13 protein-coding genes are annotated in these 14,847 nt (G+C 65.4%); 6 read left to right on the forward strand and 7 right to left on the reverse strand.

All coding sequences use genetic code 11. The annotated features are described in order from the left end of the window. Positions 1 to 121 precede the first annotated feature (121 nt). From ACMDW7_RS12620 to ACMDW7_RS12640, 5 genes are read left to right on the forward strand one after another with little or no spacing between them, the layout of a single operon-like run. On the forward strand, positions 122 to 1,816 hold the full coding sequence (locus ACMDW7_RS12620; protein ID WP_377304129.1) for an alpha-amylase family glycosyl hydrolase: 1,695 nt from the start codon (positions 122 to 124) through the stop codon (positions 1,814 to 1,816). Then, positions 1,813 to 2,625 (forward strand): phytanoyl-CoA dioxygenase family protein, encoded by an 813-nt coding sequence (locus tag ACMDW7_RS12625; RefSeq protein ID WP_377304127.1) that lies wholly within the window; start codon positions 1,813 to 1,815, stop codon positions 2,623 to 2,625. Before ACMDW7_RS12620 ends, ACMDW7_RS12625 begins: the two co-directional genes overlap by 4 nt. Further along, positions 2,622 to 4,535 (forward strand): alpha-amylase family glycosyl hydrolase, encoded by a 1,914-nt coding sequence (locus ACMDW7_RS12630; RefSeq protein WP_377304125.1) that lies wholly within the window; start codon positions 2,622 to 2,624, stop codon positions 4,533 to 4,535. The genes ACMDW7_RS12625 and ACMDW7_RS12630 overlap by 4 nt, the downstream gene beginning before the upstream one ends. Beyond that, the gene (locus ACMDW7_RS12635; protein ID WP_377304123.1) at positions 4,532 to 5,407 is read left to right on the forward strand and encodes a hypothetical protein; all 876 of its coding nucleotides are present in this window, start codon (positions 4,532 to 4,534) and stop codon (positions 5,405 to 5,407) included. Before ACMDW7_RS12630 ends, ACMDW7_RS12635 begins: the two co-directional genes overlap by 4 nt. Further along, positions 5,400 to 7,595 carry a GH92 family glycosyl hydrolase gene (locus ACMDW7_RS12640; protein ID WP_377304122.1) on the forward strand — a complete coding sequence of 732 codons (2,196 nt, stop codon included), beginning with the start codon at positions 5,400 to 5,402 and terminating at the stop codon, positions 7,593 to 7,595. Before ACMDW7_RS12635 ends, ACMDW7_RS12640 begins: the two co-directional genes overlap by 8 nt. 8 nt (positions 7,596 to 7,603) lie before the next feature. On the opposite strand, the gene ACMDW7_RS12645 is transcribed toward ACMDW7_RS12640, so the two are convergent. From ACMDW7_RS12645 to ACMDW7_RS12675, 7 genes are all read right to left on the reverse strand, one after another. Continuing rightward, positions 7,604 to 8,065: a DUF1348 family protein gene (locus ACMDW7_RS12645; RefSeq protein ID WP_377304121.1), complete on the reverse strand. Its 462-nt coding sequence runs from the start codon at positions 8,063 to 8,065 to the stop codon at positions 7,604 to 7,606. Positions 8,066 to 8,146: 81 nt separating this feature from the next. After that, entirely contained in the window at positions 8,147 to 8,590 is a 444-nt protein-coding gene (gene cynS / locus ACMDW7_RS12650) for a cyanase (protein WP_377304119.1), read from the reverse strand. Next, a complete protein-coding gene (locus tag ACMDW7_RS12655) occupies positions 8,587 to 9,501 on the reverse strand; it encodes an ABC transporter ATP-binding protein (RefSeq protein ID WP_377304117.1) in 915 nt (304 codons plus the stop codon). The genes cynS and ACMDW7_RS12655 overlap by 4 nt, the downstream gene beginning before the upstream one ends. Next, positions 9,491 to 10,369 (reverse strand): nitrate ABC transporter permease, encoded by an 879-nt coding sequence (gene ntrB, locus ACMDW7_RS12660; protein ID WP_377304115.1) that lies wholly within the window; start codon positions 10,367 to 10,369, stop codon positions 9,491 to 9,493. The genes ACMDW7_RS12655 and ntrB overlap by 11 nt, the downstream gene beginning before the upstream one ends. A gap of 15 nt (positions 10,370 to 10,384) precedes the next feature. Then, on the reverse strand, positions 10,385 to 11,800 hold the full coding sequence (locus ACMDW7_RS12665) for a CmpA/NrtA family ABC transporter substrate-binding protein (RefSeq protein ID WP_377304113.1): 1,416 nt from the start codon (positions 11,798 to 11,800) through the stop codon (positions 10,385 to 10,387). A 155-nt stretch (positions 11,801 to 11,955) separates the two neighbouring features. Further along, on the reverse strand, positions 11,956 to 12,624 hold the full coding sequence (locus ACMDW7_RS12670; protein ID WP_377304111.1) for a response regulator: 669 nt from the start codon (positions 12,622 to 12,624) through the stop codon (positions 11,956 to 11,958). Further along, the gene (locus tag ACMDW7_RS12675; RefSeq protein WP_377304110.1) at positions 12,621 to 13,814 is read right to left on the reverse strand and encodes a PAS domain S-box protein; all 1,194 of its coding nucleotides are present in this window, start codon (positions 13,812 to 13,814) and stop codon (positions 12,621 to 12,623) included. Before ACMDW7_RS12675 ends, ACMDW7_RS12670 begins: the two co-directional genes overlap by 4 nt. Before the next feature lie 158 nt (positions 13,815 to 13,972). Here ACMDW7_RS12675 and ACMDW7_RS12680 point away from each other — a divergent pair, with 158 nt between their 5' ends. Then, complete coding sequence (locus ACMDW7_RS12680; protein WP_377304108.1) at positions 13,973 to 14,722, forward strand: substrate-binding periplasmic protein; 750 nt, start codon at positions 13,973 to 13,975, stop codon at positions 14,720 to 14,722. Positions 14,723 to 14,847: the final 125 nt, after the last annotated feature.

Raw genomic sequence — 14,847 nt, forward strand, 5'->3', positions numbered from 1 at the left:
CCCAAACAGCCTTCAATTTGCACTCGGTTTCTCAGAGAGGTAAGAAAACAGTCGCTTCAGGTTGATTCTCACACAGCTAATGCGGGCTGTGGGGACACACTGTCGGGCCATGATCTGCGCCATGCAACGTTCACGAGTCACCCCGGCTCAGCCCGGCCCGGATTCAGGCCGGCTACCGAGCTGGTGGCAAGGCGGGGTCATCTATCAGGTGTACCTGCGCTCGTTTCAGGACAGCAATGGCGATGGCATTGGAGACCTTCGCGGGCTGCTGTCCCGCCTGCCCTACATCGCATCGCTTGGCGTCGATGGCCTCTGGATCTGTCCGTTCTTCCCGAGTCCGATGCGCGACTTTGGCTACGACGTATCCGACTTCTGCGGCGTGGACCCGCAATTCGGCAGTCTGGACGACTTCGACCGCGTCGTGCATCGAGCGCACGCACTCGGCCTGCGTGTGATCATCGACCAGGTCTGGAGCCATACCGCCGCAGAGCACCCCTGGTTTGCGCAGAGCCGAAGCGATCGCACCAACCCCAAGGCGGACTGGTACGTCTGGGCGCAGCCGAAGCCCGACGGCAGCCCGCCCAACAACTGGCTGAGCTGGATGGGCGGCCCGGCCTGGCAGTGGGAACCTCGACGGAGGCAGTACTACCTGCACAACTTTCTGCCAGCCATGCCCGACCTGAACTTCCACAATCCGGACGTCCAGGATGCGATCCTGCAAGTCGCCCGGTTCTGGCTGGACCGCGGCGTCGATGGCTTCCGCCTCGACACCGCAAACCTCTACGCACATGACCCGCAGCTGCGCGACAACGGGGCGCTGCCGCCTGAGTCGCGGGGCGATAGCCCGGTGCTGATGCAGGACCACGCCTACACCATGAACCAGCCGGAATCGCTGGCGTTTCTGCAGCGCCTTCGCGCGCTCATGGACACCTATACGGATCGAATGACTGTGGGCGAAATCGGTGGCAGTCAAGCGCTGAGCACCATGCAGACCTATACCCGGGGCGTGGATGCACTACACACGGCGTACTCATTTGCATTCCTGGGCGGGCGTCCGGACGCTGCGGCCGTCGCTGAGCAGCTCCGACCCTGGTCCGAAGACGCCGGATGGCCCTCCTGGGCGTTCTCGAATCACGATGCCCCGCGTGTTGCAACACGCTGGTCCGGACAGACGCAGCAGGCCTTCTCCTTCGGCGGGCAGACCCTTGCAGGGTCCACACCCGGCGCTAATCCACTGACCTGGATGGCTTTGTTGCTGGCATTGCGTGGCACGGTGTTCATTTACCAGGGCGAGGAGCTCGGTCTGCCCCAGAGCGAGGTGCCGTTCGAAGCCATGCGTGACCCCTACGGCCTGGCCAACTGGCCACTGATTCCCGGACGCGACGGATGCAGAACCCCCATGCCCTGGGTGTGCGGCGCGCCGTACGCCGGCTTCAGTGAGCACGCACCGTGGCTGCCGGCGGACCCTGCTCACGCAGCGCTCGCTGTCGAGCAGCAGGATGCGGACCCGGACTCCATGCTCAATCAAACGCGCGCGCTGATCACGCTGCGAAATGAACACCCAGCACTGCGCGTGGGCACATGCGAGGTGCTCGTCGCTGAGGGCGATGTGCTCTTCATCAAGCGGGCGCTCGGCAGGCACACGGTGCTTGCTGCATTCAATCTGGGGCACACCCCCCAGGCGTGGCCGCCGGAGATGCAGGTTGGTACCCATGAACTGCTCTGGTCGACGCCCCGTCACCTCGAGTCCCGGCAGGTTCTGCCTGCCGGTTGCGCACTCTTTCTCAATGTTTACCCATTGGACTCAAACCCATGACACCGCTGGATATCGATAGCCCCTACCCGCTGACTGCTGAGCAGGTGGCCAAGTTCCGCCGTGATGGCTTCATCAAACTCAAAGACGTGCTAAGTGACGAGGTGCTGGATACCTTCGGGAGCGAAATCACCCGGCTGACCATCGACTTGAATACCGAGCAGCGGCCGATCGAGGAGCGCAGCACCTATGACAAGGCCTTTCTGCAGGTCATGAATCTCTGGGAACAGAGCCCGCTGGTGGGCCGCTTTGTCATGGGGCAGCGGCTGGCGCGCATTGCAGCCGAGCTGCTTGAAGTCTCTGGAGTACGGCTCTATCACGACCAGTCTCTCTACAAGGAGCCGGGTGGGGGCATCACCCCTGCGCACGCCGACCAGTACTACTGGCCGCTGGCCAGTGATCGCACCGTCACGGCATGGATCCCCTTACAGCCTGTGCCTATCAACATGGGACCACTCGGCTTCTATGCACGCAGCCAGTCTGTGTCCTTCGGTCGAGACCTCGGCATTTCGGACGAAAGCGAGGAGAAGATCACCGAGAACATGCAGCGCCACGGCTTCGAGTTCGTGTCCGGGTCATTCGAGCTCGGCGAGGTCAGCTTTCATCTTGGCTGGACCTTCCACAAGGCCGGTGCGAATGTCAGCACGCAGGCCCGGTCGGTCATGACCATCATCTACATGGACGCCGATATGCGCCTGGTTCCCGCACTCAATCCGGTTCAGGTCAATGACCGCGACCAGTGGTGCCCAGGCGCACGCGAAGGAGACGTGATCAACACCCGCAAGAACCCGGTCGTCTGGAGTCGCGCATGAAGCGGCTGGCGCGACTCTGCTTGGTGTGGCTTGCCGCCCTCTCACTTCAGGCCACGGTACACGCCGCGGCGCCGCAGATCGAAGCGGTCGAGCCACCGCACTGGTGGGTCGGGTTCGCCGAATCCCGGCTGCAGCTGCTGGTTTACGGGCCGGATATTGCCAAAGCCAAGGTATCGGTTGCAGGGGCCGGCTGGAGGCTTGAGCGCGTTGAACGTAGTGACAGCGCCAACCACCTGTTCCTGCACCTTGTGATCGCACGCTCGGCCACGCCAGGCCCGCGCGAACTGATCATCTCGCATGACGGCGTTCTGCACCGCCACCCCTTTCTCCTCAAGGCACGCGAACCTGGCTCGGCGCAGCGCCGTGGCTTTGACGGCAGCGACGTCATTCTCAACCTGATGCCCGATCGCTTCGCCAACGGCAACCCGGCCAATGACACGGTGCCGGGCATGGGCGACCCCGTGAACCGGTCTGCACCCGGCGGACGGCACGGTGGTGACTTGCAAGGCGTGATGGATCGCCTGGACTACCTCAGCGGCATGGGCTTCACCGCGCTCTGGATGACGCCCATCCTGGAGAACAGACAGGCCGCCTATTCCTATCACGGCTATGCCGCGACCGACCTCTACCGGGTTGATCCCCGCCTAGGGACACTCGACGACTACAGGCGCCTCGGCGCAGAAGCACGCCGACGCGGCATGGGGCTGATCCAGGACGCCGTGCCCAACCACATCGGCGATGGCCATCGCTGGCTGCGTGATCCGCCCACGCGCGACTGGCTCCACCCCGCCCCGCCGCGGGCACCGCTGACCAATCATGGCCGCACGAGCATCCGGGACCCCTACGCGGTCCGCAGCGACCGGGATCGCTTCACGCAAGGCTGGTTTGCACCGAGCATGCCGGATCTCAATGCCTCCCAACCTCTGGTCGCGCAGTACCTCGAACAGGCCACGCTCTGGTGGATCGAAGAAGTCGGTCTGATGGGCCTGCGCGTTGACACGTGGAGCTACTCGGATGCGGCCTTCCTTTCACGCTGGGCAGCGCGACTGCGCCGCGAGTATCCCCATCTGGGCATCGTCGGCGAGGAGTGGAGCCTGAACCCGGTGGTTGTCGCGGCCTGGCAAGGTGGCAATCCTCTATTCGGTAAGCCACGCGGGCTGGCGTCCCAGGTGCCCGCAGACACCACGCGGCCGACCGTGCCCAGCCTGATGGACTTTCCCTTGCACGACACCTTGCGGCGCGCCCTCGTGGAGCCGGAAAGTTGGGGCACAGGCTGGGTTCGACTCTACGAGTTCATGGTGAATGATCGCCTCTATGCCGATGCTGGCAAGCTCGTGCTCTTTGACGGCAATCATGATGTTCCGCGGTTAGCGCCTGCCTTGAACCACGACCCCGCGCTGCAGAAGATGGCGCTGGCATTCGTGCTCACCACACGACGCATTCCCCAGCTCTACTACGGTGTTGAAGTGATGCTCGACAGCCCCAGGACGCATGACGCCTTTGATCTGTTCCGCGCCGACTTCCCAGGGGGCTGGCCGGACGATCCGGTGGACGCAGTCACAGGCAAAGGACTGAATGCCGCGCAAGCTGATCTCCAGCAATGGCTCAGGCGTGTCATGGTCTGGAGAAAGTCTCAACCCTCCCTCCACCGTGGCCAGCTCACGCACTTTCTGCCCGAGGACGGCACCTACGTCTTTGTCCGCCATCTCCCGGGGGCGTCGTCGGTCATGGTCGCCTTCAACAAGGCCGACCAGCCCCGTAGGCTGAACATGGGCCGGTTCCGCAGTGCGCTGCCCCTGCCCAATCAGGCCATCGACATCACGACCGGCGAAGCGCTGGATTTGCGAAGCGAGTTGCCGTTGCCGGCCAGAGGCGTGCGCATCATTGGGTTCAGCAAAGGTTCCCGGTGAGGCTGCGCAAGGACATGAATCTGGGCACGCTGCTTGCGCTGCCGCCAACATCAAGCGCATGGCGCAGCACGCTCGATGAACAGCTGCACATGCTTCGCGAGCAGGGCTACGAAGGAGCCCAGTCCTGGAGCGACTTTGACCGTATCCATCGTGCGGGCCTCTTGCCCCTGGGCATGGCGCGCGCCACGGTGCCCGCCGAGCTGGATGAGATTGCTCGCCGCCACCGTGACCTCGGTGTCGCATTCACCAATCTGCACCTCGGAACCGGCTTCGAATCCGACGACGCGATGGACACGCTCGCAGACGCCTTGCTCAATGCGCAGGCGCGCCACGGCCATGTTCTGCTGGTGGAGACCCACCGCGCCACCGTCACGCAGGACATCTGGCGCACCTGCCGCTGGATCGAGCGCTTTCCGGCGTTGCGCTTCACGGCCGATCTGAGCCACTGGTACACCGGACACGAGATGATCTACGGCGGAGAGTTCGAGGCGCGTCGGCGCATGCTGGCGCCCGTACTTCAGCGGACCACCGCCATCCAGGGCCGCATCGGCAACAGCGGCTGCATCCAGTGTCCGCTCGATGCCCCGGGCGATCAGCTGTCGCACTTCCAAGCGCTTTGGACCGAGGCCTGCGCCGGATTCCTTGACCAGGCGCAGCCCGGAGATGTCCTGAGCTTTGCACCCGAGCTGCTACCCATGGCCGTCGGCGATCCGCCCTTCTGGCTCCACTATCAGCAGAACCAGCGCGTTGTCGATGCAGACGACTGGACGCGCGAGCCGTCGGATCGCTTTGCCGACGCACAAGCGTTGTGGTCCATCGCTCAGGCCTGCTTTGCCGCCGCCCGTTCACGTCAGGAGCCGTGCCATGCATGAATCTTCACGCCGCCGCTTTCTGAAGACCACCGCAGCGGTCCCACTCGTTGCTGTCAGTGCCCACGCGCAGCCAGCCAGGGCCCGGCAGGACGCTGAGTCATCAGTCACGCAGTATGTCGACCCCTTCATCGGCACCAGCGGTACCGGTCACGTCGCGCCGGGTGCCACGGTCCCGTTCGGAATGGTGTTCCCCGGCCCCGACAATGCCGACCGCGGCTGGAGCTACAGCGCCGGCTATCAGCACGGCAACCCGCGCATCCTGGGCTTCTCCAATACTCGGCAGAGCGGTGCCGGGATTCCCGAGCTGGGCGATGTGCTGCTGCAGCCGCGTTCAGGAACCGGCTGGACCGCACGCACGCAGGACTTCAGTGCGCGCAAGTCCGATGAACACGCCCGACCCGGCTGGTACAGCGTCCGCCTGAACGAACTGGGCGTTCGCGTTGAGCTGACCGCCACACCCAAGGTGGCGCTGCAGCGCTACCACCTGGATCGCCCGGGTCGCGTCCAGGTCCTGATCGACCTCCAGCATGGTCTGAACTTCGCAGAGCAGCCCGCTGTCACCGCGGCCCAGGTCACCGATCGGCCCGACGGCCTGCAGGGCACCCTGCACCGCAAGAACTGGGTCGAGCGTCAGGTGTCCTTCATCGTGCAGTTCAGCCATCCGGTGCTTGCGCGCGAGGTGCTGCCTGCCAAACCGGGCGAGAAGGGCCCGCGCATGCTGCTGACGTTTGACCTGGGCCGAGACCGCATCCTGGATGCCCGCGTTGCGCTGTCCACCGTCGACGAAGCCGGTGCCCTTGCCAACCTGCAGACCGCCGCTGGCCTGCACTTTGAGTCCGCGCGCGTTGCGGCAGATGAAGCCTGGAACGCCCTGCTGGGAAGAATCCGGATCAACGCCGATACGCGCACCAAGCGCCTGTTCTACTCTGCTCTGTACCGCACACTGCAGCACCCGAGCGAGATTGCCGACGCAGACGGGCGGGTACGAGGCCCGCGCGGCGAGATCCTGCAGGCACCCAACGGCCAGTACTACTCCACGCTGAGCCTGTGGGACACCTTCCGGGCTTCACATCCGCTCTTCACCCTGATCGTGCCCGAGCGCGTTCCGGGCTTCGTCAACACCATGCTCGCGCATCACCGTCAGATGGGCTGGCTGCCGCTGTGGACGGCCTGGGGGCGCGAAACCTACTGCATGATCGGCAACCCGGCGCTGCCCGTGATCGCGGATGCGCTGGTGAAGGGCTTTGCCGCCGACGGTGCCATCGATGCCCGCGCCGCGCTCACAGCCATGATCGAGACCAGCACGCGCGATCGGCACGATGCCCCCGAATGGGCGCAGCAGGGCTGGCGCGTGCTGGACCGCTATGGCTATCTGCCCTTCGATGTCCAGAAGGGCGAGTCTGTCAGCAAGACAGCTGAGCTGGGCTACGGTGACGCGGCGGTGGCACAGGTCGCCCGGCTACTGGATCAGCCGGAGATCGCGCAGCGTTTCAGCACGCGCTCACGCAGCTGGCTGCGTCTGTTCGATGACCAGACACGTACGTTGCGTGGCAAGGACAGCCAGGGCCAGTGGCGCACACCCTTCGATCCCGTCATGGCGACGTCGCCGCTGAAGAACCCGGGTGACTACACCGAGGCCAATGCCTGGCAGTACACCGGCACCCCCGCCCTGCACGACGCCCTCGGGTTTCGTGATCGGCTTGGCGGACCCCAGGCCCTGGAGCGCTGGCTGGACCGCTTCTTCAGCCTGCCCGTACCCAACCCGGACAAGCATCTCGGTCAGGAGGCCTTGATCGGCCAATACGCCCACGGCAACGAACCCAGCCACCACATCACCTGGCTCTACGCGCTGACTGGCGCTCCGCACAAGGGGCAGGCGCTGCGCAGGCGCATTGTCCGGCGCTTCTACGGCACCGGCCCCGCAGGCCTGGTGGGCAATGACGACGTGGGGCAGATGAGCGCATGGCTCGTCTTCGCCATGCTCGGCTTCTACCCGGCAGAGCCATTCAGCGGCCAATACACACTCGGCCAGCCGATGCTCGAGAGCGCCAGGATCCAGCTGCCAGGCGGGCGCGTGCTGCAGATTGCGGGGCAGGGCCGAAACGCAAGCTTCAATGGCGAGCGGATTGCATCGCACCAGATCGCACACGCGCTGCTGGTCCGCGGCGGCGTGCTGCGCTTTAATTGAGCAGCGCGCTACAGCCCCAGCTCGCTCAATCCCGGATGATCCGCCGGGCGCGCACCCAGCGGCCAGAAGAACAGGCGGGCGCTTGCGGCAATCGGCAGGTCATTGATGCTGGCGAAGCGCCGGCGCATCAGGCCTTCGGGCGTGAACTCCCAGTTCTCGTTGCCATAGCTGCGGAACCAGTGGCCGGAGTCGTCGTGCCACTCATAGGCAAAGCGCACCGCAATGCGGTGACCGTCGTGCGCCCAGAGCTCCTTGATGAGCCGGTAGTCCAGTTCGCGCGCCCATTTGCGCGTCAGAAAGGCGTGCACCTGCTCGCGGCCCACCGGGAACTCCGCCCGGTTGCGCCAGACGGTGTCGTCGGTATAGACCCCGACCACGCGGTCGGGGTCGCGGCTGTTCCATGCGTCTTCCGCGAGGCGGACTTTCTGCGCCGCGGACTCCAGCGTGAACGGGGGCAGCGGCGGCTTCATTCGCGTATCCCGGCGGCCCGCAAGGGCCGGTGCGTGTACCCAAGCGGCAGCAAAAGAAGCAGGCGCGATCTGGTCATGGTCTCAGTAGGTCTTGTAGGGCAGGAACTTGCCGCTCATGACGATGCTCACGCGATCGCCCTTGGGGTCGGGTTCGCGCTTGAGGTCCATCTTGAAGTCGATGGCGCTCATGATGCCGTCGCCAAACTCCTCGTGGATCAGTTCCTTGAAGGTGGTGCCGTACACGCTCACCAGCTCGTAGAAGCGGTAGATCAGCGGATCAGTGGGCACGCTGGTGGGCAGGCTGCCCTTGTAGGGCACCACCATGAGCCACTTCTTCTCCTCGGCCGTGAGGCCGAAGATCTTGCCGATCGTGTCGGCCTGCTTCTTGTCCAGGGTCATCTGACCGAGGCAGGCTGCCGTCACCCACTCCTTGGACAGGCCGACCTTGGCGGCCACATCGGACCACTTCAGGCCCTTGGCCACCTTGGTGGCGATGATCTTCTCAGTGACTTCCAGACGGCTCATGCAATGCTCCTTGCAGGTTGATCAGCGGTTGAATCTGCGGCGGCCTGTATGGCCTCGATGCGTACGGCGGGCAGCCCGGCCAGCCCCGGGCGCACCTCGGGCGGGTGCTCGGGTGCGCGCCCTTCCGAAAGCTGCGCGCTGCGTTCCACCAGAAAGTCCACGAGGTGATTGCGCAGGGCGTAGAACTGCGGGTCGTGGTGCAGACCGGCGCGCTGCCGATCGCGCGGCATGGTGTTCACCACGATCTCGGCCACGCGTGCCTGCGGGCCGTTACTCATCAGCAGAATGCGGTCGGCCAGCAGGATGGCCTCGTCCACATCGTGCGTAATCATGAACACCGTCTGCTGCGTGGCTGCGCAGATCTTCAGCAGCTCATCCTGGATGGTGCCGCGTGTCAGCGCATCGAGCGCGCCAAAGGGTTCGTCCAGCAGCAGCATGCGCGGCTCGATGGCAAAGGCCCGCGCAATGCCCACGCGCTGCTTCATGCCGCCGGACAGCGCACTGGGCTTCTTGTCGATGTGCTTGGTGAGACCCACCAGATCCACGTACTTGGCCACCTGTGCGTCCACCTGCGCACGCGACCAGTCCGGCCACTTGCTGCGCACCGCAAACGCTATGTTCTGGCGCACGGACAGCCAGGGCATCAGCGCATGGCCTTGAAATACCACGCCGCGCTCCAGCCCGGGGCCACGCACCTCGCGGCCGTCCATGAAGACATAGCCTTCAGTGGCCTGCTCCAGACCCGCGAGGACGTTGAGGATGGTGGTCTTGCCGCAGCCGCTGTGGCCGATGATGCAGACGAACTCGCCCTGCGTGAGCGTGAAGTTCACGCCGTCGAACACCGTGGCCGAGCCATAGCGCTTGGCCAGGCCTTCCACCTTCACCAGCGGCGCCTTGGGCTCAGTCGACATAGGTCACCGCCTTCTGCGCCCGGGCAAAGATCATGTCCAGACCCATGCCCACCACGCCGATGACCAGAATCGCAAAGATCACGTTCGGCAGGCTCAGGTTGTTCCATTCATTCCAGACGAAGTAGCCAATGCCCGTGCCTCCCACCAGCATCTCGGCGGCCACGATCACCAGCCACGCAATGCCCATGCTGATGCGCATGCCCGTGAGAATGGTGGGCGCCGCGGCGGGCAGGATCACTTCAAACGCACGCCGGAACGGGCCTACCTCCAGAGTGCGCGCCACGTTCAGCCAGTCGCGCCGCACGCTGGCGACGCCAAAGGCGGTGTTGATCAGCATCGGCCAGAGGCTGCAGATGAAGATGACAAAGATCCCGCTCGCGGTGGAGTCCTTGATCGTGTAGAGCGCCAGCGGCATCCAGGCCAGCGGCGAGATGGGCTTGAGCACCTGGATGAAAGGGTCGAGCGCGCGATAGATCAGTGGGCTCATGCCGATCACGAAGCCCAGCGGAATGGCCACCAGCGCGGCCAGCAGGTAGCCCAGACCCACGCGCCCGAGCGAATACGCCAGCTGCAGGCCGATGCCCTTGTCGTTCGGCCCGTGGTCATAGAACGGGTCCGACAGATGCTTGAGCATGGTGCTGCCCAACTGCGCCGGCGTGGGAAAGCCGCTCTTGCCGGGCGCAGGCGCACCACCATCCACGCTCTTGCCCATGAGCTTGGCGTACTCGATCTGCTCGGGCGTCATGGCCGCAGCTGCGGGCGCCGCGCTGCCTGCCGGCCCGCCCAGCGTGGCCAGATGCCAGGCGCCCAGCAGCACGATCAGCAACAGCAGCGAGAGCACCGCCGCCCGGAAGTTCAGGGATCGCATGCGAAAGCCGGTGCGTCAGGTGCGCTTGATCGCAAAGCCTGCGATGTAGGCCTCGGGCTTCTCTGGATCGAAGGTCTTGCCCATCACCGTGAAGCGCGGGTAGTTGCCCTGCTTGGCGTCCGGCGGCGTCTGGCCTAGCGCAGCCATTTGCTTGCGTGCATCGGTGATCAAGAACACGCGCTCGGCGATCTGCTTGTAGTTCACCTCGCCCTTGAGATAACCCCAGCGCTTCATCTGCGTGAGCATCCAGACTGCCATGCTCTGCCACGGGATCGGGTCGAAGTCGGCGCGGTCCGGCACGGTGCGCACATTGCCCAGCCCGTCTGCAAACTTTCCGGTCAGCACTTGCGCCACCACTGTTTCCGGCTGGTTCAGATACGCCTGCGGCGAGATCACCTTGGCAATCAGTTCGCGGTTCTTGGCATCGCGCGCCATCGCTGCGGCCGTAAGCACCGAGCGGAACAGGGCCGCGAAGGTGTTGGGGTTCTTCTGGATGAATTCCGTACTCGTGCCGAAGGCGCAGCAGGGGTGACCGTTCCAGAGATCCTTGGTCAGCAGGTGGATGAACCCCACCTCCTCAAACACCGCGCGCTGGTTGAAGGGGTCCGGGCCGAGAAAGCCGTCGATGTTTCCGGCGCGCAGGTTGGCCACCATCTCCGGCGGCGGCACCACGCGGATCTGGATGTCACGATCCGGGTCCAGCCCGGCCTCCGCCACGTAGTAGCGCAGCAGGAAGTTGTGCATCGAGTACTCGAAGGGCACCGCGAACTTGAAGCCCTTCCAGGTCTTCGGGTCGCGCTTGTCCTTGTGCTTGACAGACAGCGTGATGGCCTGGCCGTTGGTGTTCTGGATCGTGGCCACGTTCATCGGCGTGGCCGTGCTGCCCAGGCCCAGGCTGATGGCCAGCGGCATGGGGCTCAGGAAGTGCGTGGCGTCGTATTCCTTGTTGAGCATCTTGTCGCGGATCAACGCCCAGCCGGCCGTCTTGACCACTTCCACGTTCAAGCCCTGGCGGCGGTAGAAGCCCAGCGGGTGCGCCATGATCAGCGGCGTGGCGCAGGTGATCGGGATGAAGCCGATCTTCAGGTCCTTCTTCTCGATGGCGCCCTTTTCCTGCGCCATGGCCTGCAAGCTGGCAATGGGCAGCACACTGCTGATGGCGGCCATGGCCGTGCGGCGGCCCACCGCACGCAGGAAGTTGCGGCGCAGCGCATCCTGCGGAAACAGCGCCTTGACCACTGCCGCTTCCACGAACTGGCGCGACTCTTCTTCCACCCGGCTTTCCAGCGAGGTGGCCGCCGCGCGCTGGCGCAGCTCGGCGGCGGCGTGCTCGGCTGCGCTGCCGTGCTCGCCGCAGGCGCAGCGCATCAGCAGCGGACGATCGGCGTCGTAGGGATCGTGATGCAGGGCATCCGTGTTCGGCTCGGTCATGGCAGCTCCAGCTCGGTGGTTCGTCTGGAACGCACTCTACGGAGCCGCGACGAGCAGCGGCATCGTTGCGGGCCGACTCTTCATGTAGGGCTGCAACTACAGGGTTGTTCCCCGGTACGCGGCGCCGTGGCGCACGCGGGCCCAGCTAGGCTGCATCAGGGCTGAAGCAGATCCATGCGCACGGCAAACAGCGCCAGTTCCACGTCATTGCGCACGCCGGTCTTCTCCAGAACGCGCGTGCGGTAGGTGGACACCGTATTGGGCGACAGGCTCAATTGCTCGGCAATCTCGCCGACGCTGCGGCCGCCGGCCAGCAGCTGGAACACCTGGTACTCCCGGTGCGACAAGCGCTCGTGCAGGGGCTGGTCATCCTCGGCCTTGCGCCCGCCTGCGCCCACGGCGCCGGCCAGCAGCTCGGCCACGCTGGGCGTGATGAACAGCTGCCCGCGCGCCACCAGGCGGATGGCGTCGATCATCTGCTCGCTGTCTGCGCTCTTGTTCAGGTAGCCCGCCGCGCCCAGCTTCAAGCTGCGCACCGCGTACTGCCGGTCCGGGTAGGTGGACAGCATCAGCACCGGCAGCTTGGGGAACTCGGTCTTCAGGGCCTTGAGCACATCCAGGCCATCGCGCTGCGGCATGGCAATGTCCAGCAGCACCACATCCGGCCCCTCGCCGGACTCGCGGCCGGCGCGTGTGAGGCGCAGCGCATCCGGGCCGTTGGCAGCCTCGCCCATCACACGCAGGTCCTCGGCCTCGGCCAGGATCTGCTTGATGCCCTGGCGAACAATCAGATGGTCGTCGCAGATGAGGACGCGCAGGGTCATTGCAGCGGCGCCTGCGCAGACTCATTCGGCGCCTCAGGCGGCGTATCAAGCGGCATCACCAGGCGCACCGTGGTGCCCCGCCCCGGGCTGCTCTCAATGCCCAGACGCCCGCCAAACTGCGCCGCGCGCTCGCGCATGCCCAGCACGCCATAGCTGCGCGGGTCCGTCAGTGCCTCGGGCGCGGCGCCCACGCCGTCGTCACGGACCTGCAGGTACAGCACCGGTGCGGGCGGCGCGTCCACATCGATTCGGATGGCCACCGTCTTCGCCCGGGCGTGGCGTGCCACGTTCGACAGCACCTCCTGGAAGATACGGAACACGGCAATGGCCAGCCCGCCCTCGGGCGCCGGCACGCCCGCCGCCACAAAAATCTTGAAGTCCACCGCGCAGTCGTCACTGCAGGCCAGCTGGAATTCCTGCGCCTGCCACTCCAGCGCCGCCCACAGGCCCTGGTGGTCCAGGATGCTGGGGCGCAGGTCGGTGATGATGCGGCCCACAGCGTCTACCGCCGTGTCCACCAGCCCGCCCATGCGGCCGCATTTGGCCTGCAGCGCGTCCTTCTGAGCGGAGTCACCGAGGCGGCGCTCCATCCAGTTCAGGTCCATCTTCAGCGCCACCAGGATGGAGCCCAGCTCATCGTGAATCTCGCGAGCGATGCGCTTGCGCTCGGTCTCGCGCACGGCCTCCAGGTGATGCGCCAACTCGCGCAGCTGCGCCGTACGCTCGGCCACGCGGCGCTCCAGCTCGTCATGGCTGGCGCGCAGCAGCTCCTGCGCCCGCTTGCGGGCCGAGATGTCCACGAAGGTCACCACCGCGCCGCGCACCTGCCCGTCTTCAAGAATCGGGTAGCTCGAATACTCCGCGGCAAAGGGCGTGTGGTCGGCACGCCAGAGCACCTCGTCATCGATGCGGCAGGGCATGCCTCGGCGAAAGGCATTGAAGATCGGGCAGTCGCACTCCGGGTAATGGCGCCCGTCTCCATGCGAGTGATGGATCAACTCATGCATGTTGCGGCCGAGCACCTCTTCGGTGCGCCAGCCCAGCATGTCCACGGCGGCCCGGTTCACAAAGGTGCAGGCGCCATCCATATCAATGCCGAAGATGCCTTCGCCCGTGCTTTCCAGCAGCAGGGCCAGGCGGCGGCCGGCGTCATCGGCGGTGCTGGATGACCAGGGTTCGGCGATTGTCATGCATGCAATTCAGCAAGGCCTGTGCCAAACCCATCCGTTCGCTGGGGTCATCCCGTCTCGCCACGAAAATATTCTGTCCAAGACAGTTACAAACACCTACACTGAATCCAGACGCAAACGGAGTTGCTAGCTCCGCAAATTTGCGCCGGAAAGCGTGTGTGCTCAAGCTCCTGCAGCGGTTTGTCTTGGTCATCGCCGGTCTAGGCGCATGGCCAGCTTGGGCCAGCCATGACCCGCTACATCTGAGCTTTCCGGAAAACCCGCCGCTGTCCTACACCAACGGCGCCGGGCCGCGCGGCCTGTTCATCGAGGCGCTGCGCCAACGCAGCGCCAGCACCAACCTGGTGCTGAGCTTCGAATCGCGCCCGCCCAAGCGCATCCTTGCCGAGATCGAAGCCAACCGCAGCCCCATCTGCTCGGTGGGCTGGTACAGAACGGCGGAGCGCGAGGCCTTTGCCAAGTTCAGCCGCCCCATCTACCGGGACCGCGCCATCACCATCGTCTCGGCCCTGCCCGCCAGCACCTTTGCTGAAGCAGGCAGCCTGTCGGTGCTGCTGGCGCGCGGCACCTATCGCATCGGCGCCATCTCCGGCCTGTCCTACGGCCCGGAGGTGGACCGCATTCTTGCGGGGCACCAGAGCATGGTGATGCGCCCCACGGTGACCGTGGAGCAGTTGCTGCGCATGGTGGTGGCCGGCCGCGTGCCGCTGGCGGTGGCCACTGAAGAACACCTCAACTGGTTTCTCGAGCGGGAGCCAGGCGATACGCGCCTGACGCGCCTGGCCCTGAGCGATCTGCCGAAGACCGGCCCGCAGCGCTACATCATGTGCTCGCGCCGCACGCCCGATGAGCTCATCAAGCGGATTGACGCGCTGATTGGCGACGGTCTGGTACCCGGCCACAACTAGCGCCGTCCACACGCTCGGCGCAGTGGCCCGCACGTTCCGGGCACGCAGTCGCCCAAGCAGCCCCGCGCCCCGCGGCGCCCGCACCATGCACGCCCGCGCCCGCATGTGCCCGAAAGCCCCGGTGG

Origin of the sequence: Piscinibacterium candidicorallinum, from assembly GCF_047549485.1 — a bacterium.
In the GTDB taxonomy this organism is placed as follows: Bacteria; Pseudomonadota; Gammaproteobacteria; order Burkholderiales; family Burkholderiaceae_C; genus Piscinibacterium; species Piscinibacterium candidicorallinum.